Source organism: Plantibacter sp. Leaf1, assembly GCF_001421315.1.
Lineage (GTDB): Bacteria > Actinomycetota > Actinomycetes > Actinomycetales > Microbacteriaceae > Plantibacter.
In genome coordinates this window covers 2,285,361-2,309,101 of the sequence record NZ_LMJX01000002.1, presented here as the reverse complement: position 1 = coordinate 2,309,101, position 23,741 = coordinate 2,285,361, and the positions used below count along the sequence as shown (strand labels likewise).

Here is a 23,741-nt window from a genome sequence, read left to right as displayed (position 1 = left end):
AAGGTTCAAAACGGGGCTATAGCTCAGGCGGTTAGAGCGCTTCGCTGATAACGAAGAGGTCCCAGGTTCAAGTCCTGGTAGCCCCACCCTGCACGACACGCAACACACTCGATGGATCAGGATCTCGCATCCGGATCTGTTCGGGGCCTTAGCTCAGTTGGTAGAGCGCCTGCTTTGCAAGCAGGATGTCGGGAGTTCGATTCTCCCAGGCTCCACAATCGAGAAGCAGCCTCCGTCAGACGACGGGGGCTGTTCTTGTTCCTGCAAGCAGCTCACGCGCCCCGGTTCATCGCCGTCTACGATTTGTCACTCACTCGGGCGCCACGACCAATCGGTCCAGTAGTCGCCGCGCACGACCCACACATCGTCGCCGAACTCTTCCGCCGACACGGTGATCGGCCGTGGATCCCAGAGGGTGCCGTCCAGTCGGCCGCGATCGATGAGGTAAGTGTCCTCGAACGCCGCTCGATCGGATCCTGCCGGGGGTCGCACCGTGAAGAGCGACCAGCACCCGCCGCTGGCGCATTCGCTCCGCACGCTCATGAGAGTGGTGCCACCCGGGAACCGCATGGCCTCGGTGGACGGAACGGCGGCGCCCTCGGCGCGTCCGAAATCCAGGATCAAGAGCCGAAGCGGGTAGAGATGCAGCGAGACGTCCAGCACCACGGCCGCAGCGATGAGGACAGCCGCCGTCCAAGCGCGTCGTCGCCTCGTTGCCTGCATGGTGCCCCCGTCTCACCGGCCCCCGCCGGAGACTCGACGGTAGCAGGGCGTCGGTGCTGACCCGCGTCGAGGTCCGTGCGACAACTCAGAGGCGCGAGCTCACCTTGACCGACACGGTGCCATCCGAGAATGACTCCTCGATGTTGTATCCCTGAGCAGCCGCCTCTCGAGCGGACGGGAAGATGAGGCTCGCCTCGTAGATCGGGTCCGGGAAACCGTGCTTGTGCAACTGAGCAACGCGGACGTCGTCGCTCAACGGTATGTGCAGTGTGGTGCGGACGCGCTCCCGCAGCTCGTCCTGGCATGTGGATCGTGTCGCCGCGTAGCCGCAGGTCGACACATCGAAGAACGTGCCCTGGAATGAACCGACCAGTAACCACAGGAGCGCGACAACCGCAGCACCTCCCGCGACCAGTGCGGCAACCCCGCCCCCGACGTGGACGAATGAACGTGCCTGACGTGGATACTCGCTGTGCTCGTCCGCGAACAGCTCTTCTGCAGTCATTCCCTGCCCCCGTATCCCCGCCGCCCCGAGCGGAAAGGCGAGGTTATCACCACCGTGCGAAAGGAGTCCGCCAGACCCGGACAAGTAGCGAAGCCCCAAGCGACGGCGGTTAAGCTGGCCGCATGGACATCCGCGTCGCTGCATACGCCGTCATCGTCGACGAACGGGGCATGCTGCTCTCCCACTGGAACGAGAGCGGCCACAGCGGGTGGACCCTTCCAGGCGGCGGGATCGACCCCGGCGAGGACCCGGCGGACGCGGCCGTGCGTGAGGTGTTCGAGGAGACCGGCTACCACGCGGAGCTCGACGAGCTGATCGGCGTCGACTCGCAGGTCGTGCCCGCGGAGCGTCGCCTCAGCGCGACGGCCACCGGGCCACTCCACACCCTCCGGATCGTCTACCGGGCGCACCTCAGCGGCGGCACCCTGACCTACGAGGCCGACGGCAGCACCGACTACGCCGCCTGGTACCCGCTCGAGGAGGTCGGCTCGCTCGACCGCGTCAGCCTCGTCGACGTCGGTCGACGCTTCGCCGGCCTCATCTGAGCGAACCGGCCTCAGCACACGCTGCCCGAACAACACGAAGCCCCTCCCCGGTCGGAACCGGTGAGGGGCTGCGTCGTGCGAAGCGGACTCAGGAAGCCGCGGGCTCCTCGTCGGAGACCCAGAGCTCGTCGTCGGCACGGAACGTCTGCCAGACGGCGTACGCGACACCGGCTGCGGCGAGGACGCCCAGGCCGATCGCGATGACGGTACCGGCGCCGGCACCCTTCTTGGCGGGCAGCACCTGCTCGGGGACGTGGAGGCGACGCAGCGCAGACTGCACGCGCGTGTCCTTCGCGATGTCGCCGATGCTCAGCACCGTACCGACGACGCCACCGACAGCGGGGACGACGCCGTGAGAGATGCCGTGCTTCACGCCGTCGACGGCGTTCCGCGAGTACTTGATGCCGCGGTCGACCGTGGGGACGACGCGGTGCTCGTAGGTATCGCGGACGACAGGCGCCACCTGCTCCTTCGAGAAGTTCCCGAGCTGACGGCTCACCTCACGAGCGACTTCGTTGGCGTGGTTGAGAACATCCTGCTGGGAGTCCCAGAGGTCGGCAGCGGAACCCTTGAGCTTCTTGAGCTCTTTCCGGCGCTTGCGTGACAGGCTCATGTGGTCATCTCCAATGATCGCGGCAACAACGTAACCTCCATCTTGCCACTTAGACCCCTGGATACCATCCGAGAGTCCCGAACCCTTGTGCAAGAATTGTCTGTATGTCAAAGCACACCGCAGTCGCCACGTTGCACACCAACCACGGTGAGATCAAGGTCAACCTCTTCGGAGACCACGCTCCCAAGACGGTCAAGAACTTCACCGACCTGGCGACCGGCGGGCGCGAGTGGACGGACTCGAAGACGGGCCAGACCCGGAACGACGCGCTGTACAGCGACCTCATCTTCCACCGCATCATCCCGGCCTTCATGATCCAGGGCGGCGACCCGCTCGGCACCGGCACCGGCGGCCCGGGCTACAACTTCGACGACGAGATCCACCCGGAGCTCACCTTCGACGAGCCCTACATCCTCGCCATGGCGAACGCCGGCAAGCGCCGCAACGCGATCACCGGTGCCGTCGAAGGCACCAACGGCTCGCAGTTCTTCATCACCACCGTTCCGACGCAGTGGCTCCAGGGCAAGCACACCATCTTCGGTGAGGTCGCCGACGCCGACTCCCGCGCCGTGGTCGACGCCATCCAGGCGGTCCCGACCGGTGCCGGCGACAAGCCGATCGAGCCGGTCGTGCTGCAGAGCGTCACCATTTCCGAGGCGTAGACCCGACTCGGAGGACAGACCGTGACCCTGCCCCGGGATCCGTCGGCCAACGTCTGCTATCGCCACCCAGATCGTCAGAGCTTCGTGCTCTGCCAGCGCTGTGGTCGGACGATCTGCGGCGAATGCCAGACGCCCGGGGCAGTCGGTTTCATCTGCCCTGAGGACATGAAGGCGCAACGCCAGAGTGCTCCGCGCAACCGGATCGGCGCGAGGATCAGCAACTCCTCCCCGATCGTCACCTACGCGATCATCGCCGTCACGGCGTTCGTGTTCCTCCTGCAATGGATCCCCGGGCTCGGCGTCACGAACGCGTTGCTGTACGCCGGCGTGTACTCGGATCCCGCCTACGGAGCGTTCCAGCCCTGGCGGATGCTCACCGCGGTGTTCGTTCACTCGCAGGGCTTCATCTTCCACATCCTGCTGAACATGTACACGCTCTGGATCTTCGGCCGGATCCTCGAGACCATGCTCGGACACTGGCGGTTCCTCGCGCTGTACCTCGTCGCCGGGTTCGCCGGCTCGCTCGGCGTCCTGTTCCTCTCCGCTCCGCAGACCCCCGTCGTCGGTGCGTCCGGAGCGATCTTCGGCCTGCTCGGCGCCTTCCTCGTCATCCAACGACGGATGGGGGCGGACACCCGCGGACTCCTGGTGCTCCTCGGCATCAACCTCGTGATCGGGTTCATCCCGGGCGTGAACATCGCCTGGCAGGCTCACCTGGGCGGTCTCGTCGGTGGCGCGCTCATCGGCCTCATCCTCGTCAATACCCGAAAGCGTGCGCAGCAGCCCCTCCAGGTGATCCTCATCGGCGCCGTCAGTGTCCTGCTGGTCGGCGCGAGCCTGGTCCCCGCGCTGGTCTGACGCACCTCGACAGGCTCGGTGACCGGGTTCGGCTCGGTGACCGGGTCCAGCTCGGTGACCTGGTTCGGCTCGGCGGCCTGGCCTCAGCGGCGATCCGGGCCGCACTCGTTCCGCGTCCGTCGATCGGGCTGCCGTAGCGTTCGCGTTCGCGAGGCCCGTGAAGGCTCAACCATGCAGCCGACGTTGAAGGTTGCGGGAGTTATCCACAGAGTTATGAACACTGGGGATAATTACACGGTTGTCATTCCCCGTGTTTCCGGGGGCCTCAGGAGTTCTCCACAGCACGGTGTGGATAACTGGGAAGTTCTTCACATTCCTGTGGAGAACTCGGCCGCCCGGGGCGCTCCGCACACGAAACAGCGGGCCGTCCGAAGGACGACCCGCTGTGCACGAAGTGTTGGGATGGGGCTAGCGCCACCTGGTGGTCATGAGGAACCCGATGAAGGCGATGCCGAAGCCGACGAGGATGTTCCACGGCCCGAGGGACTGCACCGGCAGCAGCGTGCCGCTCAGGTAGTAGACGACGATCCAGGCGAGGCCGAGGAGCATGAACCCGAACATGACCGGCTTGAACCAGACGGCGTTCGGAGCGGGCTCGCCGCTGCGCTGCTCGGGTTCGCGGGACGGTTTGGTGCGTGCCTTCGTGCGTGCCATGCCGACATTCTACCTGTTCGGCTCAATCGCTGCCTTGAGGATCAGCCGAACGGAGGTTCTTCTGGGTAGAATCCATGGGTGACAGACGACCTTCCCTCGCGAGCGAGCGCACGCGCCTCCGAGCGCCGTGCCCCGGCGAAGCACCGCGTCAGCGTCTTCGGCGTCGCGGGAGAGCTCCTCATCACCGCAGGCATGGTCGTCCTGCTGTTCCTGGCTTGGCAGCTCTGGTGGAACGACATGATCATGGCCGGCAGCCAGGCGAACGCCGCATCCAGCCAGTCACAGCAGTGGATCGCGAACGCCGAGACCGAGCCCGCTCCGGAGCCGACCGTCGACGCGAGCGGCACCCCCAACTACGGAGAACCGCCGGTGACGGCCCGCCCGGCCCCCGGCGATCCCTTCGCCGTGCTCTACGTGCCCCGGTACGGAGCGGACTACCGTCGCGTCGTCGCCGAGGGCGTCGACACGGCGACCGTGCTCAACAGCTTCGACCTCGGCGTCGGCCACTACCCCAGCACGCAGATGCCGGGTGAGGTCGGCAACTTCGTGGTGGCCGGACACCGCAAGGCCTACGGTGGCGCGATGACGCTGATCAGCGACCTGCAGATCGGCGACCGGGTCTACGTGCAGACGGCCGACGGCTACTACACCTACGTGTTCCGGAACATCACCTACGTCCTGCCCACCCAGGTCGAGGTGTTGAACCCGGTTCCCCAGTTGGACGGCGTCGCGCCCACGCAGCGCATCCTCACCCTGACCACCTGCAACCCGCTCTACTCGACGGCGGAACGCAGTATCGCTTACGCGGTGTACGAGTCCTGGCAGCCGCTGTCCGCCGGACCGCCCGCCGAGATCGCCGCGTCCGTCGCGGCTGCAGGAGGCTGACGATGTACGGCGCACTCTGGAGGGTCCTCCCCGGACCCGTGTGGCTGAGGATCATCATCCTCATCGTGCTGTTCGTGGCCGTGGTCGCCGCGCTCTTCACCTGGGTCTTCCCCTACGTGGACTCGTTCATCGTCGATCAGAACGTGACCGTCGGCGAGGAATGACCCGCATCCTGGTCATCGACAACTACGACAGCTTCGTCTACACGCTGATCGGATACGTCGAGCAACTGGGTGCTGAGACCACCGTGGTGCGGAACGACGGCATCGACGTCGACGACCTCGAGGACCGCATCCGCGAGGCTGACGGTGTTCTCGTCTCACCCGGACCAGGACGTCCCTCGGACGCCGGCATCTCCGTCGCCGCCGTACTGGCCGCGCACACCACCGGCACCCCGCTCCTGGGCGTGTGCCTCGGGCACCAGGCGATCGCCGAAGCGTTCGGGGCAACGGTCGGCACCGCCGAGCAACTCATGCACGGCCAGACCTCGTCGATCGAACACGACGGCAGCATGCTCTACGAGGGCGTCCCCCACCCTTTCAGCGCCACTCGCTACCACTCCCTCGCCGTCGTCGACGACACCGTCCCCGACGACCTCGAGGTCACCAGCCGGACGGTCGGCGGCGTCATCATGGGCCTCCGGCACCGCGAGGCGCCCATCCACGGCGTCCAGTTCCACCCGGAGTCCGTGCTGTCCGAGGGAGGCTATCGCCTCCTGGCGAACTGGCTCGAGACAGCCGGGCTGCAGGGCGCCAGACAGCGGTCGGCGGGACTCAGCCCACTCATGCAGCGAGGCCCTTCGACAAGCTCAGGGACCGGGGTTCGCTGAGGGCTGAGGCCGGTTGCCGGGCTACGGCCCTTCGACAGGCTCAGGGACCGGGGGTTCTCTCAGGGACCGGGACTCAGGGGCCGGGGTTCGCTGAGGGACGGGCCCTTCGACAAGCTCAGGGACCGCGGGGTGCGGCTCAGGTGCCGGGGGTGCAGCTCAGGGACGGGCAGGTGGCTCAGGTGCCGGGGCGGCCTACGGGCCGGTGCAGTACGTCAGGGTGATGACGGACTTCTGCGGGACGTCTCCGGGGCCGGGTGACATCGCCTTCACCGGGTCGCCGGTGACCGCCTTGCACGTCGCGTCCGCCTGAGGCTGCACGACGAACTGCCTGGTCGAGTCCTGCAGGTAGTTGGTCGCATCGACGAGCGGCTGGCCGACGACGTCCGTCAGCGTCACGTTTCCGCTCGACACGACGAGGTTCACCGCGGAACCCTGATCGACCGAGGTCCCCGCTGCGGGATCCATCCGGAGCACCACACCTGCGGGCACGGTCGGCGAGTTCTCGCGCGTCACGGAGCCCTGGGTGAGCCCTGCGGCGGCGATGGCGGCCCAGGCGGCCTCGGACGACTGGTTGGTGACGTCCGGGATCTCGACCTGCACACGGCCGGTGGAGACGTAGACCTTGATCTGCGTGTTCTTTGTGACCGTCGTACCGCTCGGCGGATCGGTGCGGATCACGTGCCCGGCCTCGTAGTCGCTACTGGCCTCGTCGAACTTCGTGGGCACCAGCTCGAGCTGCTCGATCGTGCTGTTGGCGCTCTCCCACGTGGCATCGACGAGATCGGGGACCTCGCGGGAGTCGGTGGAGATGCTCGTGGCCGGCGGCAGTTGCACGACCCAGAAGACCAGCGAGAAGAGGATGACCGCGATACCGGCGACCGCAGCCCAGATCCACACGACCGGTGGCCTGCGCTGGGTGCGTGTAACGGTGTCGTCGGAGGTGAGCTGGCGGATCGCCTGTTCGGTGCTCGAGGCGGCCGTGGGCGATGGCCCGAACAGCGAGTCGTGGTCGTCCCGACGGACGGGCACATGGCCGGCGCCGGCCTCGTCGAGGTCCTCGCGGAACTCGACCGCGCTCTGATACCGCTCGAAGCGATCCTTCGCGAGCCCGCGCAGCACCACCTGGTCGAGGGCGGGAGACACCTTCGGGTTGATGGAGCTCGGCTTCACCGGACGCTCGCTGACGTGCTGGTACGCGACGGCGACCGCGGTGTCTCCACGGAACGGTGCCTTGCCCGTCAGCATCTCGAAGAGGACGACACCGGTCGAGTACAGGTCGGTCCGAGCGTCGACCGTCTCGCCCTTGGCCTGCTCCGGGGAGAAGTAGGCGGCGGTGCCGAGGATGGCGGTGGTCTGAGCGACGGTGGTCGACGAGTCGGAGACGGCGCGCGCGATGCCGAAGTCGGTGACCTTGACGTCGCCGGCCGTCGTGATCATGACGTTGCCCGGTTTGATGTCGCGGTGGACGACACCGGCGCGATGCGAGTACTCGAGCGCGGTGAGGATGCTGTGCGCGATCCGCACCGCCTCGTCCGCTGCGACCGGGCCCTCGGCGATGAGGTCCTTGAGCATCCGCCCTTCGACGTACTCCATGACGATGAAGGGCTCGATCAGATCGTGGCCGGAGCCGTCCTTCACGCGCTCCTCGCCGGCGTCGTACACGCGGACGATCGTGGGGTGCGCCATGCGCGACGCTGCCTGTGCCTCCTGGCGGAAGCGGGACCGGAAGGCGGGGTCGGTGGCGAGCGTCGACTTGAGGACTTTGATGGCGACGGTGCGCCCGAGCTTGGTGTCGACACCGCGGAAGACGTTGGACATGCCTCCGCGACCGATGAGGTCGCCGACGACGTATCGACCTGCGAGCAGGCGTTGATCGTCAGCCACGTACCACCCCTGAATTCGCTTGGAGGACAAACACTAACAGCTTACTCGCGCGCCCTTCGAGCGCTCTCAGGGATGACCCTGAGAGCACTCGCGGAGGCATCGGCCTACTGTTCCTTGATGACGTTGACCGGGGTCGACGACGGCGATCCGGACGAGGTGCCGGTGCTGCATCGGACCGCGTACGACACGGTCAGCTGCCCCACGGCGTCGACCGTGATGGTGCCGGTGGTGGTGTTCGCGTCGAACTGCCCGGAGGAGTTGTTCTGGAAGTACCCACCGGAGACGGCGACGGTGTAGCCCAGGAAGTCAGCACCGGTCGGGCAGGCGTTCTGCAGCGCGAGCCAGTCGACCTTGATCGTGGTCGAGGTGGCGTCCTTCGGGATGACGAGCGAGCCGTCGTCGAGGGAGGACTGGTCGAGCTTCGGCGCCTCGGTCGGCGGGTCGATGACGGCGACCTCGTCGTAGACGGTCAGCGTGATGGCCGAACCCGTCTTGACATTCCCCGTTGGGTTCACGTCGTAGACGGTGTCGACCTGCTCCGGAGTCGTCGCCGGGTTGCCGACGTTCTTCGAGACGCTGAAGTTGTAGGGCGGTGCACTGAAGATCGTGTTGAGCTCTTCGAAGGACCGACCCTGGAGGTCGCTGAGGTTGATCGGGAAGATCGTCGGCGTCGGGGTGGGTGTCGGCGTCGGGGTCTTGGTCTTCGTCGGGGGGGCGGAGCTGGCGGTGGCCGTCGGCGTGGTCCCGCCGGCATCGTTCCCCTGGTTCGCGAACACGGCGATGAGCGAACCCACCAGCACGATGACGAGGAGCGCGACGAGACCGATGAGCGGCCAGGTCCACTTGCTGCGCTTCTTCTTCTCGCCTTCGACCGCTGCGTCGTCCTCGAACTGCTCGGTCTCTGCGGCCGACAGCAGCTGCGTGGTGGCGTCGTCGGCGGCCGGCATGCGGCGCGTCTGGTCCATCACGGTGGTCGCGGCTTCGCCGGCTCCACCGAGGATCATCGGGACTGCTGCGGCCGCGGCGTTGAGGTCTCCGCGGCGGAGCGCCTGGGCGGCCCGGGCGACGTGCGCGGAGGACGCGGGGCGATCGACCGGGTTCTTGGCGATCATCGACATGACGAAACGGCGGACCGGCTCGGCGATCGTGACCGGGAGCTCCGGCGGGGCCTCGTTGATCTGGGCCATCGCGATGGCGACCTGCGACTCGCCCGTGAACGGACGGCGTCCGGCCAGGCACTCGTACGCGACGATGCCGAGCGAGTAGATGTCGGTCGACGGCGACGCCGGGTGCCCGCTCGCCTGCTCCGGCGAGAGGTACTGGACCGTGCCCATGACCTGCCCGGTCGCGGTGAGCGGCACCTGGTCGGCGATGCGGGCGATGCCGAAGTCGGTGATCTTGACGCGGCCGTCGGGCGTGATGAGCAGGTTGCCCGGCTTGATGTCACGGTGGACGAGACCGGCGGCGTGCGCAGCCTGCAGTGCCGACGAGGTCTGCGCGACGATGTCGAGCACCTTGTCGGTGGGGAGCACACGCTCGCGCTCGAGCACCGTCGAGAGCGCCTCGCCGGGGACGAGCTCCATGACGAGGAAGGCGCTGCCGTCCTCCTCGCCGTAGTCGAAGACGTTGGCGATGCCCTCGTGGTTCACCAGGGCGGCGTGCCGTGCCTCGGCACGGAAGCGCTCGAGGAACCCGGGGTCCCCCATGTACTCGTCCTTGAGGATCTTGATGGCGATGGTGCGGCCGATGACGAGGTCAGTGGCCTGCCACACCTCGCCCATTCCACCGATCGCAATACGAGATTGCAGTTCGTAGCGACCCCCGAAGGTCAGCCCGGCTGTCGGTCTCATTTATTCAGCACCGCCTCTAGTACTTTCTTCGCGATCGGCGCGGCCACGAGGTTGCCGTAACCGTCCTGTCCGAGTCCACCGCCATCTTCAACAACGACCGCCACGGCGACCTTGGGGTCGTCCGCGGGCGCGAAACCGGTGAACCACAGCGTGTACGGATCGTCAGATCCGTTCTGTGCCGTGCCTGTCTTTCCAGCCACATCGACCCCATCTATTCTTGCATTAGTCGCAGCACCGCTCTGGACGCCCTGGACCATGATGTCCGTGATCTCCTTGGCCACCTCGCTCGTGATCGGCTGCGACAACTGCGCCGGTTCGAACTCCTTCAGCACGCTCAGATCCGGGTTCACGACGCGGTTCACGAGCTGCGGGTTGCAGACGACACCGCCGTTCGCGATACCCGCGGAGACCATGGCCATCTGGAGCGCCGAGGCCCGGACCGTGTACTGCCCGAAGGCGGCCATGGCGGTCTGGTCGTCGCTGAGCGCGTTGGGGAACGTGCTCGGCTGCATCGGCATGGGGTTGAGGCCGGTGCCCGTGATGTTCACGTCCATGTTGAAGCCGAAGCTCTGCGCCATGTCGCGGATCTTCTCGTACCCGAGCTCGACACCGAGCTCCGCCAGCGGGATGTTGCAGCTGAGCTGGACGGCCGTCGCGATGGAGACGGTCGCCCCACCGCCGCAGCTGCCGCCCTCCGAGTTGCGGATCACGGTGCTCGTGCCGGGGAGGGTGTACGTCGACGGGTTCGGGAACTCCGACTCCGGCGTGTACTGGCCGGAGGCGAACGCGGCCGCCGCGGTGACGAGCTTGAACGTGGACCCGGGCGGATCGAGGTCGCCGTCGACACCCTTGTTCAGCAGGGGCTGACGGTCGTCGTCGTCGAGGGCGCGATAGGCGTCGAGGACGGCCGCGTTGTCGTGGCTCGCGAGCACGTTCGGGTCGTAGCCGGGGCTCGACACCGACGCGAGGATCTTGCCGGTCTTCGGTTCGATCGCGACAATCGCGCCCTCCTGGTCGCCGAGGGCGTCGAACGCGGCCTGCTGCACGACGGGGTCGAGCGTGACCTCGACGGCGGCACCCTTGGGAGCCTGCCCGGAGATGAGCCGGTTGATGGAGTCGAGGAACTGGGAGTTCGACGTGCCACTCAGGTAGTCGTTTGTCGCGAGCTCAAGTCCGGAGGACCCCTGCGTCGGCGAGAAGTAGCCGGTGACTGGCGCGTACAGCGGCCCGTTCGCGTAGACCCGCTGGTACTTGTACTCGTCGTCGCTCGCGACCGACGAGGCGATCGCGGTGCCGTCCGTCAGGAGGATGGGGCCGCGTTCCGTGCGGTAGCTGTCGTACAGCGTGCGCGTGTTGCGGCCGTCCGCGTTGAGGGTGTCGGCCTGGAACATCTGGATGATGGTCGTCGACCCGAACAGGGCCAGGAACATCGCCAGGACGACGATGCTCACCCGCTTGAGTTCACGATTCATGAGACCACCGCCTTGGGTTGGGTTCGGACCGTGTCGGAGATACGCAGCAGTACGGCGATGATGATCCAGTTCGCGACGAGCGACGATCCACCGGCGGCCAGGAACGGCGTCGTGAGACCGGTGAGCGGGATGATGCGCGTCACGCCGCCGACGACGACGAAGACCTGCAGGGCGACCGTGAACGCCAGGCCGATCGAGAGCAGCTTGCCGAAGTCGTCGGTGCCCGCGTAGCCGACCCGGAATCCGCGGGAGACGAGCAGCAGGTAGAGCGCGAAGATGGCGAACAGACCGGCGAGACCGAGCTCCTCACCGAGGCTGGCGATGATGTAGTCGCTCTGCGGGACCGGCGTGATCTCCGGCATGCCCTGGCCGAGACCGGTACCGAGCAGGCCGCCGTGGGCGAGGCCGAAGATGCCCTGGACGAGCTGGTAGCTGCCGCCGTCGCGGTCGAAGACCTCGGGGTTGAAGGCGTCCCACCAGTTGTGGAACCGACCGGCGACGTAGGACAGCGTCTGGCCGGCGATGAACGCCCCGGCGAAGAACATGGTGAGGCCGATGATGATCCAGCTGGCTCGGCTCGTCGCGACGTACAGCATGACGAGGAACATGCCGAAGTAGAGCAGACCCGTTCCGAGGTCGCGCTGGAAGACGATCACGCCCATCGCCATCGCCCAGACCACGAGGATCGGGCCGAGGTCGCGCAGCCGGGGGAACTGGACACCGAGGAACTTCTTGCCGACCATCGACAGGCTGTCGCGGGTGCGGACGAGGTAGCCGGCGAAGAAGACGGCGAGGGCGATCTTCGCGATCTCACCGGGCTGGAACGTGACCGCGTCGCCGATCCCGATCCACACGCGCGCTCCGTTGACCTCGCGGCCGATGCCCGGCAGCAGCGGCAGCAGGAGGAGGACGAACGCGAAGAGGCCGGCGACGTAGGTGTACTTGAAGAGGATGCGGTGGTTCCGGATGATGAGGACGACCGCGATGGCCCCGCCGATGGCGATCGCGCTCCACACCATCTGGCGGACGGCCGCGCTCTCCCAGCCGGCGTCGCCGAGGGCGATGTCGATCCGGTAGATCTCCGCGATGCCGATCCCGCCGAGGACGGTGGCGATCGGCAGGAGGAACGGGTCGGCCTCCGCCGCGGTGTAGCGGAGCACGATGTGGAACGCGAGGACGAGCAGCGACAGCCCGGAGCCGAAGGTGATGAGGGCGAAGTCGAGATGACCCAGCGCGCCGAGCTGCACGAGCATGACGGCGACCGCGTTGATCGCGAAGGCGAAGATGAGGAGTGCCAGCTCGAGGTTGCGGAGCTTCTTCGGGAGCCGGAGCCGGCGCATCGTCTTGATGACGCCGGTGTCGGCCTGGATCGGGGCTGCGACGTCACTGGTCATCGGTCACCCGCAGACGTTTCACGATGTCGAGGGCCTCGGAGAACGAGGACGCGCTGATGGTCTGGTCGACCGCCTGGCGGTCGAAGTCGGAGAGCGAACCGAGGGGGATGCCCGTGTCCTCCTTGACGCTCGACAGCTGGATGGGCCCGACGTCCTGCTGGATGCCCTGGTAGATGACGACCGTGTCGGTGTCGCCACCGACGAAGTAGCGCGTCTGGGTCCAGGCGTAGCCGAGCACGACACCGCCGACGATCGCGACGATGACGACGATGAGTCCGACGAGCCAGGTGATGCGGCGGCGCCGCGCACGGCGCTCGTCCTCCTCGATCAGCTCGTCGAGGTAGTCCTCCGACGCCGGCTCGAAGTGGGAGTTGCCGAGCGAGGTGACCCGCCCCGGGTGCAGCCAGCTGTTCGGGATGAGCGACGGCTTCTTCACCGAGGGGGTGAGCGCGAAGGCGACGGGCTTCGATGCGGAACCGACGACGACGGGATCGGCGTCCCCGACCGGCTGGTCGACGATGTCGACGACGACGACGGTCACGTTGTCGGGTGCGCCGCGGTCGAGGCTCTGTCGGACGAGCTTCTCGGCGGTCCGCTGCGCCGACAACTCCTCCGTCAGCGTGGCCGCGATGTGCGGCTCGTCGACGACGCCGGAGAGGCCGTCGGAGCAGAGGATCCAGCGGTCGCCCGGCTGCGTGCCGAGCGTCATCGTGTCGATCTCGGGCGAGGCGTCGACGTCGCCGAGGACGCGCATGAGCACCGATCGACGCGGGTGCACCATCGCCTCCTCCGCCGTGATCCGGCCGGAGTCGACGAGGCGCTGGACGAAGGTGTGGTCGACCGTGATCTGGCTGAGCTCGCCCTCACGGAACAGGTAGATGCGGGAGTCGCCGATGTGGGCGATGGCGACCTCGTTGCCGATGACCGCGAGGGCGGACACCGTGGTGCCCATGCCCGTGAGTTCCCGGTGCTTCGAGACCGTCTCGCCGAGGATGGAGTTCGCAGCGAGGATGGCCGCCTGCAGCGTCGCCTCGGCCGCCTCCGACGAGGGATACGGCTCGTCTGCTTCGATGATGCGGTTCAGTGCCAACGCGGAGGCGACGTCGCCTCCGGCGTGGCCACCCATGCCGTCGGCGACGACGAACAGGTGACGCCCGGAATACCCGGAGTCCTGGTTGTTTGAGCGCACTTTACCCACATGGGAGAGCGCCGCGCCGGCGCCGCTGGTCGTCACCGGGTTACCGCCGCAGCTCGAAACTGGTCTGGCCGACCTTGACGGGGGTGTCGAGCGGGATCTGCGTCGGGACGCTCACGCGCTTGCCGGCGAGGAAGGTGCCGTTGGTGGAATCCAGGTCCTGGACCATCCACTCGTCGTTCCAGAGCATGAGCCGTGCGTGATGGGTCGAGGTGTAGTCGTCGCGGATGATGAGCCCCGAGTCGGCCGAGCGGCCGATGGTGATCGGCTCGCGGCCGAGGGGCAACTCGGTGCCCTGCTTCGGACCGGAGACGATGACGAGACGGGACGTGTTGTCGACCGTCGCGCGCGCTGGCGTGCCGTTCGAGCCGCTCGGCGCCGGTCGGCTGGGAGCCGGCGCGGTCGCCGCCCGCATCGGCTGCGGTGGCGTGGCCGGCGCACCGTTGGACGACTGCGGTTGCGGCTTGCGGGTGCGCGGACCGAAGAGGTCGGTGCGGAGGGCGTAGACGATGCCGAAGACGAACGTCCAGAGCAGGAGCAGGAAGCCGATGCGGAGGACCAGCAGGGTCAGTTCGCTCACGCGCCGTCTCCCCACGAGTCGCTGAAGGACGACACGTCGTGACGCCGGGTCGCGTCGCTCATCCGGCGGTCCGATCCGGCGGCCTGGGCCACGACCCGGAACACGATCCGGGTGCGGCCGATCTCGATGACGGCATCGGGGGAGAGTGCCGCCTGGCGGAAGGGCTGGCCGTTGAGCTTCGAGCCGTTCGTCGAGCCGAGGTCGCGCGCCTGTCCGGCGTTGCCGTCCCAGAGGATCTCGACGTGCTTCCGCGACGTGCCCGTGTCGGGGATGGTGATGTCGGCCTCGGTGCCACGGCCGATCACGGTGCGGGCCTGCGTGATCGGGTAGCGCTTGCCCCCGATGTCGAGCACGGGTGCCCAGGTGACGGAGCCCTTGAGGTTGACGCTGTCGATCTGGACGAGGCCGTCGGGCAGGGAGCGGTCACCGGACAGCCGGATCGTCACGGCACCGGGGAAGGAGTACCCCTGGCTCTTCGCGTGCTTCTGGACGAGCGAACCGAGCTCGTCGATGAGCGAGGGCCCGATGGCGTCCATGCGCTCGAAGTCGGTGGGGGACATGCGGACGGTGAACTTGTTGGGCACGAGGATGCGGTCGCGGGAGACGACGGCGGCCTTGGTGTCGAGCTCGCGTCGGAGGGCGCTCGTGATCTCGACCGGCTGGAGTCCGGACTTGAAGGTCTTCGCGAAGGCGCCGTTGACGGCGCGTTCGAGTCCCTTCTCGAAGTTGTCCAGAATGCCCACGGTCTCTCGATTCGTGTCGGTGTCCTGGCAATGTTAGACGGTTTGGCTGTACAGGAGGCCAATCGACGCCGGTGCCGGCGCCAGGTGTTCACCCGCTCGGCAGACCGGGATCGGGCCCTGTGGAGGAGCCTCGTGGCGGTTTCGTCCCGCTGTGGCGCGGATCTCCGGTGTTCTCCGCCGTGGGTTCCGCGTGCTATCCTCGATAAGTTGCCGCGAGAGCGGTGACGTCTGGTGTCTTGCGCGAGTGGCGGAATTGGCAGACGCGCTGGCTTCAGGTGCCAGTGCTCGAAAGGGCGTGCGGGTTCAAGTCCCGCCTCGCGCACCAGTGCGGTTCACGTAAAAACGCGAATCAGTTCATGAAATTCGAGTTCGGCGGTTGCCTCGGTGAAAATCGAGGCAACCGCCGCTTCATTTTCGGGCCTCAGCGTGGTTCGTGATCGCGGATCCGCGCTCGCCGCGTTCTGTGTCCACGACGAATAGCCCCGTGAGGGGCTGTCCGGTGGCGACACTGAACAGGCGAAGGAGCGCTTGGCTTGCGGCGGTCTTGCCGGTGGCGTTTCCTCCGAGCAGTGCGGTGAGCCGCTCATCAAAGCGGATGGACTCCGGGTCGGGGCCAGAGCTCTGAAAGTTCTGGAGCGTGAGTCTTTCCAGGAACATCGTGCTTTTCTGCGGCGCTGTCGGGGAGATCAGGGGGTACGTGATGCCTGCAGGTACGTGAGCACTGCTTTCACACGCCGGTTCTCATCTACGGGGCTCAGGCCGAGCTTCTGGAAGATGCGTCCGACGTGCTTACCGACCGCGGGGTCGCTGAGCACGAGCTTCTCGGCGATGGCGGCGTTTGATTGGCCGTCCGCCATGAGAATGAGGACTTCGGTCTCCCGTGGCGTGAGCGTATCCAACGGGCCGGGGTGTGCGCTGCTGAGGAGGTGCTGGACCACATGAGGGTCGATAGTCGTCCCCCCGCTGGCGATGTTCTGCAGTGCGCCGGCGAAGTCACGCACCCGGTTAATGCGGTCCTTGAGCAGATACCCGACGGCACCTTCGGGCAGTGTGAGGAGACGGCGGGCGTTCATGTCCGCGAGGTACTGCGAAAGGACGAGGATCGGCTGGTGCGGGTGCTGCTCCCGGATGCGAAGGGCGGCCTGCAGGCCGTCGTCCTTGTTCGCGGGTGGCATGCGGACGTCGGTGATGATGATGTCGGGAGCACTGTCCAGTCGCGCGTACGCTTCCTCCAGCTGGGGTGCCGTCTCGGCGGCGCCCACCACCGTGTGGCCCAGCCGCTCGAGCAGAGCGATGAGTGCTTCACGCAGTAGCGCTGAGTCCTCAGCGATCAGTATTCGCATGCAAGGCGTTCCCTTCTTCGGGTCGGGGGAGGTCCATCTTCGGGTAGGGGGAGGTCCATTCGCAGGACGGTGGGTCCGCCGGCGGGGCTTGTGACTTTCAGATGACCGTTGAGAGCCTCTGCACGTTCGGTGAGTCCTCGTAGTCCGGTTCCGTTCCGTTTGTCGGCACCGCCTGTTCCGTTGTCGGTCACGGTGACGATGAACGTCTTGCCATCGGTGCCGGTGGCGACCACGGCAGAGGAGGCGGATGCGTGCTTGGCGATGTTCGTGAGGGCCTCTGCGACCAGATAGTAGACGGTGGTCTCGTGTGCGGCGGGGAGGTGAACGCTGGGGTTCCCTTCGACGGTCACTCGAATGTCGCTGCGCTCAGCGAGCTCCTCGAGGGCCGCGCGGAGTCCGTAATCGGTGAGTACTGAAGGGTGGATCCCGCGGACCGTGTCACGGAGGGTCGTCATCGCATGCTCCGCCTGAACCTGGGCTTCGTCGACCGCTCGCAATAGCTGAGTGGTGTCAGTGCCTCTCGCGGCGAGCTCGTCCACTTCGAGGCCGATCATCCCCAGTCGTGCGCCGAGTGCGATGAGTTCTTGCTGTACGCCGTCGTGCAGGTCCCGTTCGATGCGACGGCGCTCCGCGTCTGACGACTCGGCGAGAGCACGGCGCGAGTTGATGAGACGCTGGATGTTCGCGTCGACGCCGCGTGCTTTCGGCCCGCACAGGAGTCGCAACACACATGCTTGACCAGTTGCGAGACACGCGTTGATGTAGCCGAACAGGATCAGCACGACGAGGGTGATGAGCGCGACTGGCCACCAGTTTGTGGGGGTCATGACCCCTTCGGCGTCTCCGAAGAACTGGGTCGGTGTGGGTCCGGTGATACCGGCGGCAGCGACCATGCCGAGCGCCAGAAGTGTGATGGTCTCGAAAAACAGCACGATGAGTGCGAGGAGAGCGCAGACAAGGTCCCAGATGAGCGCCAGTGCCTCGCGCCACGTCGCACGTTCTGTGAGGCGGATGTTGATCCAGTGGTGACGCTCGCTGGCATCGACCGCGGCGTGGTCGCTCATCTGCACGGGGAACCCGAGGAGGCGTGTGCGTCGGCGCTCCATGGATCCGAGGACGAGACCCCAGAATGGCAACAGCAGGAATGTTAGAATCACAAGCGGGACGAGAGCTGCTCCAACGAGCACACTCAGCATCAGGTAGATGAGTGCCCGCCACGGCCAGCGGCTGAGAACGAAGCGCCACGGGGGCAACCTCATCGCCTTCCACACGTGACCCGCCGTCGTCATGGGTCCAGCCTAGGGATCCCCCACGCCGGGCATCGCCAGCGGCACCGAAAGGTATAGCCAGCCCTACCTCGAAGAGTAGGGCAGGACTCATCGTGCGGGTGCCCAGGGCTGAGGTTCGATGGACGCCAGGCGCCACCCACCAGGAGGAGTCAGCCAGGAACGCAGCGGAAGGAGATGCCATGACAGACAGCCGATGTCAGGCATCGTCAGCGCTCGGGGCCTCAGCGACAAAGCCGGTGCGGGTCGCTCGGACCAGTCAGCCACGTGAGGCCTGATGTACCGCAATCACTCCATGCTGCGGTTGCAGCACTACACGCCCGGCGAGGCGTACTACGAACAGTCGACCACCGCTGCATCGGGTCGCCACTTCTCACACCCCGCGCCCCCCACCTGGTCGCTCTCGAAGTTCGGCCCATGGGCGACGCTTCACCCGGACGATGGTAGCGTTCTCCCGCGCCAGGGGTGGAAGGTACACGTCAGCACTCGCCCGGAGCAGGCGCGAGACGCGCTTCGCATCGTCGGCGACATCTGCGTCGAGCGTGGTGTCCCCTTCAAGTACCTCTCTGACGAGACCGAACTGCGCCGAACCAGCATGAAGTACGCCAACCGTGGGTCGGCAGGCAAGTTCATCACTGTCTTCCCCCGCACCGATGAAGAATTTTGCGAACTCCTGCCACTGTTCGATGAGGCTCTTCGCGGATTCGACGGCCCATACATTCTGTCGGATGTGAAGTTCGGCGAGAGTCCCGTCTACTTCCGTTACGGCGCCTTCTTCCTGGACCGCTTCGAGCATGCGGACGGTTCGGCGGGCTACGCCATTCAGAGCCCAGACGGAGAGAAAGTTCACGACAGTCGCGCCGCCGTCTTCACGCTGCCGAGCTTCGTTGATCCCCCGGCCCTGATCCGTGAACTTGTCGAGGAGCGACTCAGTCCGACGCCGGGGGTGTTGGAAGAACTTCTGCATCCGTACGTCGTGCGCTCCAGCTTGCATTTCAGCAATGCCGGCGGTGTGTACCTTGCTGACGCCGGATCAAGTCAGGTGGTCTTGAAGGAGGCGCGGCGATGGTCGGCGTACAGCTCGGACTCCGCCGACGCGACCTCGCGGCTGCGGAGTGAACACCGGGCTCTGAAGCAGCTCGCCAGCGTGGGCGCCGTCGTCAACGCCATCGAGTACCGGGTTGTCGGCGACCATGAGTTTCTCGTCGAGGAGTACATTCCCGGGCTCACGCTCCAATCCTGGGCAGCCAGCAACTATCCGTTCAGCACGGAGGAGACTGTCCTCGCCGACTACGCTGCGCGAGCTCTGCCACTCGCCCGGCAGGTGATCACCGCGGTCGATCAGATTCATGATGCAGGCTGGAGCATTCTCGACCTGCAGCCGAAGAACATCCTGGTCGACGGCGATCGTGTCCGACTCATCGACCTCGAAGCCGCCCGTGAGATGGATGCCTCGGCGGTCGGCAGTATCGGCACCCCGGGCTTCATACCCCACGCGCAGACTTCGAACCGTGACCGCGACAGGTACGCGCTCGCTGCCGTTGTCCTGCACTTGTTCTGGCCGTCGCTGGCCGGGGCGTTCGACCCTTCCGTGCTGACCTACCGGGCACAGAAGGTTGCGGAGCAATTCCCGGAAGACGTCGCGGACCTCGTCAACACCTTGGTCGACGCTGTGCCCCCGGACGCGATGGCAACGTCGCACCCGTACCGCCACGCCACAGGCCTTGCTCTCACTCCAGGGAGACAAGTCTTGGAGCAGGTGTGCAACGGCATCGAAGGAACCCGACGTGACGGACCCCGCCGATTCCCGGGGGACGCGACACAGTTCGCAGACGGAGCCGGCGCCTTACTGAACATCGAGACGGGAGCCGCAGGCGTGATCCTCATGCTCGCAAGAGCCGGCCGCGACGTCACGCAGGACCACAGATGGTTGAGCGCGCGCCTTCGAGAAGTGGGCGACATTCCGTTTCACGGTCTCCTCCGCGGAACCGTGGGCATCGCGGCCGCACTCGCCCAGCTCGGCGACACTGCAAGCGCCGAAGTGATCCTCGCGGCTGGAGAGGTAAGCGCCGACCCCGGACTTGACCTATCCGTGCGGAGTGGCTTGGCAGGCACGATCCTCGCTCTGTGCGATGCTACCTTCGCGGACACAGACTCCGCTCGCGACATGCGCGACCGATACGCCTCGTTGCTCGCCGCCCGTGTCACAGGCGGAGGGGACCTCCGTAGCCCTCACTCGGAAACCGGTAACACCATCGGGTTGTTCGACGGGTGGTCGGGTGTCGGAATGGTCTGCCGCCAGCTCGCGGAAGTCACCGGGGACGCCTCCTGGGATCACCTGATGCACCTCTGCTTCCAGCGCGAGCTGCAGCAGCTCACCGAAGCGGACAACGGGACCCTTCGAGTGGACTACTCGCGTGTCTCCTACGGCTACCTGTCGGAGGGTGCTGCGGGGATCGCGTTCGCTCTCGCACAGTGCGCGCCGACCCACTACCGGGACGAGATCGCACGACTCGCTCAGACGGTCGACGGCATCATCAGCATGAACGGCGGCCTGTTTCGGGGGACTGCTGGCATCGCCTGCGCGCTCCTGTCCGCTCCGCTCTCTTATGGGGGCAGCGAACGGGTCCGGTTGATGTCCTTCACCGCCGAGAACTTCCTCTTCCGTGGGAGCGACCCTGACGCGCTGGTGATGCTCGGAGACAACGGATACCACCTCTCCGCGGACTACTCCACGGGAGCTGCCGGCTACGTCGGCGCGCTCCTCGCCTTATTCGAAGAGAACCCGGACGACTGGTTCCCGGTGACTCTTCCCAGACCACTTGACGATGACATGGAAGGAGGTGAACACAATGAGCGCATTGCTTTCTTTGCAGGGCCTGTCGAACGAGTCCGGGCCTGAGGTCGGTGTCTTCGGATCCGGCATCAGCATGTGGTGTGACGGCGACAACAGCGGTATCAGCATCTCCTGCGGACCGAACTGATACACGGACGTGTGGGGCGCGCGGCGACGCGCGTCCCACCCTTCTTCTACGAAAGGGCAGCACATGCTCACAGCAACCGGACTCGGGCACACGTTCTCGAACGGGCGGGTGGAGACGCTCGCGCTTGACGGTGTCAGCTGCGCATTCGAGCCTGGTTCGTTCACCGCCATCATGGGCCCGTCTGGCTCCGGGAAGTCCACCCTCCTCTACTGCCTCGCCGGTCTCATCCGTGCGTCAGCGGGATCCGTCACCTTCGACGCCACGGAACTGACCACCGCGAAGCAACGTCAGCTCGATCTTCTCCGACGTGACGAGTTCGGTTTCATTTTTCAGAGCTTCAATCTCATCGATGCTCTGACAGCGTTGCAGAACGTCACACTGCCCTCCCTCTTCGGGGGAGCGGCGATACCGCGTGAGCAGGCCGTGAATGCCCTGGCCAACGTTGGGCTCTCTGAGAAGGTCAAGTCGTACCCGGCAGAGCTTTCCGGTGGGCAGCAGCAACGCGTGGCCATCGCACGCGCCCTCGCTCAGACCAGGCGCGTGATCTTCGCCGATGAACCGACTGGAGCGCTGGACCGCAAGAGCGGTTTCCTGGTGATGGACCAGCTTCGTCGGTTCCGGGACGTCGGCACTGCTGTAGTCATGGTCACTCATGATCCCCAGATCGCTGCATACGCCGACCGGGTCCTGTTCCTTGTCGACGGGCGACTCGTGGACACGATGGACGCCCCGACTGCGGAGGCCGTCAGCTCTCGCATGACGGGTCTGGAGAGCGCCGCGCGATGACTGTGGCTCAGCAGCTGCCCGTCTCTCTGGCGTTCGTGCGTCGCCATCGAGCGGCGTATGTCGGGGTCGCCATCCTTCTCAGTATCGCCACGGTCGTCGCGACTGCGGAGATGGTCTTGTTCACCGGCCTTGCAAGCGGGGAGGCGGTCCGGATCGATTCGATGTCGGAGTTCGATGCCCGCGTCGTTCGGGCTGCTGTCAGCGCATCGCAGGGCATCCTGCAGGTCATGTGCTTCACCACGGTGGTGATCGCACTCGTGCTGGTCTACTTGGGCTTCCGGAACATGCTCGCCTTGCGGCGCAGAGAACTCGGCCAGCTTCGTCTCGCAGGAGCGAGTGTGTTGCGCGTTCGCGTGATGGTTACCGGTGAGGCGTTCGTCTTCGCCACGTTGGTCGTGATCCCAAGTGTCCTCATCGGTGGGCTGCTCGCCCACCCCTTCTATCTCCTGCTCCAGGCCGTGGGCGTGTTCGGGAAGACCCTGCGGGTGGATTTCGGTGTCCCGATCCTCACCCTGGCCCTGGTCGCGGGAGGGATGATCCTCTGCTCTATGGTCGCCGCGTGGTTGAGCCTTCGCTCCAAGCAGACCAACGATGTTCTCGCCGCTCTCGAGGCGTCTGCGACGGGCACACAGGGCAAGAAGATGAGCGCGATTCGTATCGTCATCGCAGCCGCGTCCGTCGTCGGGCTCGCCGCATTCCTCATTTTCATGCCGGACACCGGGAGCGAGAACCCTGTCGCCTCAATCATCGTCCCGCTGCTGATCATCTTCCCCCTCGGCGCACTTGCACCAGTCCTCGTTCCGGTGGTCGCGCGAGCGTTGGGCTGGCTCCTCAGGCCCCTGATCGGCGGCTCGGGTGTCCTCGTCGCGCAGCGCGCCTCCCGCGACTCGCAACGGTTCGCATCCAACGTCCTCCCGCTGCTCATCCTGATGGGCGTCATGGGCGGGTTCGCCATCGGTGCAGGGCCTGACCAGGCGACCATGCAGGATGACTATCACTCCAAGCTGGATGCTGACCTCATCGTCGAGCCGTCATCCGTCAAGGATGCCGACACCGTCACCGGCGACATCGGGAATATGCAGGGCGTGAACGCGGTGGTACGTTCCGCAGCAACTACCCGGCTCATCGAACAGGGGCGCGCGGACGGCACCTTCCTCACCGTTTTCAACTTCGTAGACCTCGACGCTTACCAGGACGTCTTCGAGACGGACATGACAACAGGCGACTTCGACAGCGCCGGTGGCGCGGCCGTCGTCTCCACACGGGAGAGCGACAAGGTCGGAGACACCGTCACGGTCGAGGCACCGAGCGGAACCACGGCCACCCTCACCGTCGCCGCCGTCATCACCTCCCGGATCTACACCGGACTCCTCGTCGACTGGGAGATGCTGCAGACCCTGGACCCGGAGGTGTGGGACATCCGTGTATTCGTGAGTGCGGACTCCGCCGCCGTCTCCGACATCATCGCGCGCGTCGACGACCTCGCCCCGACGATGACGAAAGACGAGTTCATCCAGACGCGTGTCGAGCTTCGCCAGAGCAACGCCGCCACCGGAAACATCGCCTTGTTCGGCACCATCTATGGTCTCGCCATCGTCGCCATGATCCAAGGCCTCACCGCGTCCGTCATGAATCGCCGGGGCGAGTTCCGACTCCTGAGCCTGCTCGGGATATCCCGCGCTCGGACGATAGGCACACTGCTCTCAGAAGCCCTCGTTCTCATCGTGTCCAGCGGTCTGCTGCTTGCCGGCGCGTTCGCCTTCATTGCATGGCGATATCTCGCGCAAGACCCGACGAAGATGGCCACCGCTGTCGGCGCCATTCCATGGGGCGACATCGCTCTCACGTTTGTGGGTATGGGTCTCCTTTTCACCGCCACAGTTTTCATCGCCGCAGTGGTCGCGACCAGGAACACCCAGCGATGATCCGAAGCAACACCCTCCGAGACTT

Annotated in this window: 23 protein-coding genes and 3 tRNA genes; 12 read left to right on the top strand and 14 right to left on the bottom strand. The window is 66.1% G+C overall.

Annotated elements, in window-relative coordinates:
* Positions 1-12 precede the first annotated feature (12 nt).
* Positions 13-86: transfer RNA gene (locus ASE44_RS13140), tRNA-Ile, on the top strand.
* Positions 87-142: 56 nt separating this feature from the next.
* Positions 143-215, top strand: a tRNA-Ala gene (locus ASE44_RS13135).
* Between the two features lie 91 nt (positions 216-306).
* Here the strand turns inward: ASE44_RS13135 and ASE44_RS13130 are convergent.
* Positions 307-723, bottom strand: coding sequence for a hypothetical protein (locus ASE44_RS13130; RefSeq protein ID WP_157579943.1), 417 nt, complete (start codon positions 721-723; stop codon positions 307-309).
* An 85-nt stretch (positions 724-808) separates the two neighbouring features.
* A complete protein-coding gene (locus ASE44_RS13125; RefSeq protein ID WP_056780507.1) occupies positions 809-1,228 on the bottom strand; it encodes a hypothetical protein in 420 nt (139 codons plus the stop codon).
* A 122-nt stretch (positions 1,229-1,350) separates the two neighbouring features.
* Between ASE44_RS13125 and ASE44_RS13120 the strand changes: the two genes are divergently transcribed.
* Positions 1,351-1,773, top strand: coding sequence for an NUDIX hydrolase (locus tag ASE44_RS13120; RefSeq protein ID WP_056780506.1), 423 nt, complete (start codon positions 1,351-1,353; stop codon positions 1,771-1,773).
* A gap of 88 nt (positions 1,774-1,861) precedes the next feature.
* Here the strand turns inward: ASE44_RS13120 and ASE44_RS13115 are convergent, their stop codons facing one another.
* Entirely contained in the window at positions 1,862-2,386 is a 525-nt protein-coding gene (locus ASE44_RS13115; protein WP_056010197.1) for a hypothetical protein, read from the bottom strand.
* Positions 2,387-2,490: 104 nt separating this feature from the next.
* Between ASE44_RS13115 and ASE44_RS13110 the strand changes: the two genes are divergently transcribed.
* On the top strand, positions 2,491-3,048 hold the full coding sequence (locus ASE44_RS13110) for a peptidylprolyl isomerase (RefSeq protein ID WP_056010195.1): 558 nt from the start codon (positions 2,491-2,493) through the stop codon (positions 3,046-3,048).
* A 165-nt stretch (positions 3,049-3,213) separates the two neighbouring features.
* Positions 3,214-3,906: a rhomboid family intramembrane serine protease gene (locus ASE44_RS13105; protein ID WP_235522605.1), complete on the top strand. Its 693-nt coding sequence runs from the start codon at positions 3,214-3,216 to the stop codon at positions 3,904-3,906.
* A 408-nt stretch (positions 3,907-4,314) separates the two neighbouring features.
* Here ASE44_RS13105 and ASE44_RS13100 read toward each other — a convergent pair whose 3' ends face one another.
* On the bottom strand, positions 4,315-4,560 hold the full coding sequence (locus ASE44_RS13100; RefSeq protein ID WP_056010191.1) for a cell division protein CrgA: 246 nt from the start codon (positions 4,558-4,560) through the stop codon (positions 4,315-4,317).
* 78 nt (positions 4,561-4,638) lie between these two features.
* On the opposite strand from ASE44_RS13100, the gene ASE44_RS13095 reads away from it, so the two are divergent.
* From ASE44_RS13095 to ASE44_RS13090, 3 genes are read left to right on the top strand one after another with little or no spacing between them, the layout of a single operon-like run.
* The gene (locus ASE44_RS13095; RefSeq protein ID WP_157579941.1) at positions 4,639-5,445 is read left to right on the top strand and encodes a class E sortase; all 807 of its coding nucleotides are present in this window, start codon (positions 4,639-4,641) and stop codon (positions 5,443-5,445) included.
* 2 nt (positions 5,446-5,447) lie between these two features.
* Positions 5,448-5,609, top strand: a complete 162-nt coding sequence (locus ASE44_RS18855; protein ID WP_164488336.1) for a hypothetical protein — start codon at positions 5,448-5,450, stop codon at positions 5,607-5,609.
* A complete protein-coding gene (locus ASE44_RS13090) occupies positions 5,606-6,274 on the top strand; it encodes an aminodeoxychorismate/anthranilate synthase component II (protein WP_056780499.1) in 669 nt (222 codons plus the stop codon). The genes ASE44_RS18855 and ASE44_RS13090 overlap by 4 nt, the downstream gene beginning before the upstream one ends.
* A gap of 192 nt (positions 6,275-6,466) precedes the next feature.
* Here the strand turns inward: ASE44_RS13090 and pknB are convergent, their stop codons facing one another.
* From pknB to ASE44_RS13055, 7 genes are all read right to left on the bottom strand, one after another.
* Complete coding sequence (gene pknB / locus ASE44_RS13085) at positions 6,467-8,158, bottom strand: Stk1 family PASTA domain-containing Ser/Thr kinase (protein WP_056780497.1); 1,692 nt, start codon at positions 8,156-8,158, stop codon at positions 6,467-6,469.
* A 104-nt stretch (positions 8,159-8,262) separates the two neighbouring features.
* Entirely contained in the window at positions 8,263-10,008 is a 1,746-nt protein-coding gene (locus tag ASE44_RS13080) for a protein kinase (RefSeq protein ID WP_056780494.1), read from the bottom strand.
* On the bottom strand, positions 10,005-11,480 hold the full coding sequence (locus tag ASE44_RS13075; protein ID WP_056010184.1) for a penicillin-binding protein 2: 1,476 nt from the start codon (positions 11,478-11,480) through the stop codon (positions 10,005-10,007). Before ASE44_RS13075 ends, ASE44_RS13080 begins: the two co-directional genes overlap by 4 nt.
* On the bottom strand, positions 11,477-12,874 hold the full coding sequence (locus ASE44_RS13070; protein WP_056780493.1) for an FtsW/RodA/SpoVE family cell cycle protein: 1,398 nt from the start codon (positions 12,872-12,874) through the stop codon (positions 11,477-11,479). Before ASE44_RS13070 ends, ASE44_RS13075 begins: the two co-directional genes overlap by 4 nt.
* Positions 12,864-14,108, bottom strand: coding sequence for a Stp1/IreP family PP2C-type Ser/Thr phosphatase (locus ASE44_RS13065; protein WP_056780490.1), 1,245 nt, complete (start codon positions 14,106-14,108; stop codon positions 12,864-12,866). Before ASE44_RS13065 ends, ASE44_RS13070 begins: the two co-directional genes overlap by 11 nt.
* Before the next feature lie 4 nt (positions 14,109-14,112).
* Positions 14,113-14,649, bottom strand: a complete 537-nt coding sequence (locus ASE44_RS13060; RefSeq protein WP_056780487.1) for an FHA domain-containing protein — start codon at positions 14,647-14,649, stop codon at positions 14,113-14,115.
* A complete protein-coding gene (locus tag ASE44_RS13055; RefSeq protein ID WP_056010176.1) occupies positions 14,646-15,392 on the bottom strand; it encodes a DUF3662 and FHA domain-containing protein in 747 nt (248 codons plus the stop codon). The genes ASE44_RS13060 and ASE44_RS13055 overlap by 4 nt, the downstream gene beginning before the upstream one ends.
* A 238-nt stretch (positions 15,393-15,630) precedes the next feature.
* Between ASE44_RS13055 and ASE44_RS13050 the strand changes: the two genes are divergently transcribed.
* Positions 15,631-15,717, top strand: a tRNA-Leu gene (locus ASE44_RS13050).
* An 83-nt stretch (positions 15,718-15,800) separates the two neighbouring features.
* On the opposite strand, the gene ASE44_RS18235 is transcribed toward ASE44_RS13050, so the two are convergent.
* From ASE44_RS18235 to ASE44_RS13040, 3 genes are read right to left on the bottom strand one after another with little or no spacing between them, the layout of a single operon-like run.
* Positions 15,801-16,049 (bottom strand): hypothetical protein, encoded by a 249-nt coding sequence (locus ASE44_RS18235; RefSeq protein WP_082456004.1) that lies wholly within the window; start codon positions 16,047-16,049, stop codon positions 15,801-15,803.
* Between the two features lie 29 nt (positions 16,050-16,078).
* Entirely contained in the window at positions 16,079-16,735 is a 657-nt protein-coding gene (locus tag ASE44_RS13045; RefSeq protein ID WP_056780485.1) for a response regulator transcription factor, read from the bottom strand.
* Complete coding sequence (locus tag ASE44_RS13040; RefSeq protein WP_082456003.1) at positions 16,723-18,024, bottom strand: sensor histidine kinase; 1,302 nt, start codon at positions 18,022-18,024, stop codon at positions 16,723-16,725. Before ASE44_RS13040 ends, ASE44_RS13045 begins: the two co-directional genes overlap by 13 nt.
* 292 nt (positions 18,025-18,316) lie before the next feature.
* Between ASE44_RS13040 and lanKC the strand changes: the two genes are divergently transcribed.
* From lanKC to ASE44_RS13025, 3 genes are all read left to right on the top strand, one after another.
* Positions 18,317-20,923 carry a class III lanthionine synthetase LanKC gene (gene lanKC, locus ASE44_RS13035; protein WP_162235754.1) on the top strand — a complete coding sequence of 869 codons (2,607 nt, stop codon included), beginning with the start codon at positions 18,317-18,319 and terminating at the stop codon, positions 20,921-20,923.
* A 145-nt stretch (positions 20,924-21,068) separates the two neighbouring features.
* Positions 21,069-21,791: an ABC transporter ATP-binding protein gene (locus tag ASE44_RS13030; RefSeq protein WP_056780476.1), complete on the top strand. Its 723-nt coding sequence runs from the start codon at positions 21,069-21,071 to the stop codon at positions 21,789-21,791.
* On the top strand, positions 21,788-23,716 hold the full coding sequence (locus ASE44_RS13025; RefSeq protein ID WP_056780473.1) for an ABC transporter permease: 1,929 nt from the start codon (positions 21,788-21,790) through the stop codon (positions 23,714-23,716). Before ASE44_RS13030 ends, ASE44_RS13025 begins: the two co-directional genes overlap by 4 nt.
* The last annotated feature ends 25 nt before the right edge of the window (positions 23,717-23,741 follow it).

Bases quoted from the DNA above. Each gene is read 5' to 3' on its own strand.
- ASE44_RS13120 (WP_056780506.1), top strand. From the start codon at position 1,351: ATGGACATCCGCGTCGCTGCATACGCCGTCATCGTCGACGAACGGGGC.
- ASE44_RS18855 (WP_164488336.1), top strand. From the start codon at position 5,448: ATGTACGGCGCACTCTGGAGGGTCCTCCCCGGACCCGTGTGGCTGAGG.
- ASE44_RS13075 (WP_056010184.1), bottom strand. From the start codon at position 11,480: ATGAATCGTGAACTCAAGCGGGTGAGCATCGTCGTCCTGGCGATGTTC.
- ASE44_RS18235 (WP_082456004.1), bottom strand. From the start codon at position 16,049: ATGTTCCTGGAAAGACTCACGCTCCAGAACTTTCAGAGCTCTGGCCCC.
- ASE44_RS13100 (WP_056010191.1), bottom strand. From the start codon at position 4,560: ATGGCACGCACGAAGGCACGCACCAAACCGTCCCGCGAACCCGAGCAG.
- ASE44_RS13105 (WP_235522605.1), top strand. From the start codon at position 3,214: ATGAAGGCGCAACGCCAGAGTGCTCCGCGCAACCGGATCGGCGCGAGG.
- ASE44_RS13090 (WP_056780499.1), top strand. From the start codon at position 5,606: ATGACCCGCATCCTGGTCATCGACAACTACGACAGCTTCGTCTACACG.
- ASE44_RS13080 (WP_056780494.1), bottom strand. From the start codon at position 10,008: ATGAGACCGACAGCCGGGCTGACCTTCGGGGGTCGCTACGAACTGCAA.
- ASE44_RS13070 (WP_056780493.1), bottom strand. From the start codon at position 12,874: ATGACCAGTGACGTCGCAGCCCCGATCCAGGCCGACACCGGCGTCATC.
- ASE44_RS13025 (WP_056780473.1), top strand. From the start codon at position 21,788: ATGACTGTGGCTCAGCAGCTGCCCGTCTCTCTGGCGTTCGTGCGTCGC.
- ASE44_RS13130 (WP_157579943.1), bottom strand. From the start codon at position 723: ATGCAGGCAACGAGGCGACGACGCGCTTGGACGGCGGCTGTCCTCATC.
- ASE44_RS13110 (WP_056010195.1), top strand. From the start codon at position 2,491: ATGTCAAAGCACACCGCAGTCGCCACGTTGCACACCAACCACGGTGAG.
- ASE44_RS13045 (WP_056780485.1), bottom strand. From the start codon at position 16,735: ATGCGAATACTGATCGCTGAGGACTCAGCGCTACTGCGTGAAGCACTC.
- ASE44_RS13125 (WP_056780507.1), bottom strand. From the start codon at position 1,228: ATGACTGCAGAAGAGCTGTTCGCGGACGAGCACAGCGAGTATCCACGT.
- ASE44_RS13115 (WP_056010197.1), bottom strand. From the start codon at position 2,386: ATGAGCCTGTCACGCAAGCGCCGGAAAGAGCTCAAGAAGCTCAAGGGT.
- lanKC (WP_162235754.1), top strand. From the start codon at position 18,317: ATGCTGCGGTTGCAGCACTACACGCCCGGCGAGGCGTACTACGAACAG.
- ASE44_RS13040 (WP_082456003.1), bottom strand. From the start codon at position 18,024: ATGACGACGGCGGGTCACGTGTGGAAGGCGATGAGGTTGCCCCCGTGG.
- ASE44_RS13030 (WP_056780476.1), top strand. From the start codon at position 21,069: ATGCTCACAGCAACCGGACTCGGGCACACGTTCTCGAACGGGCGGGTG.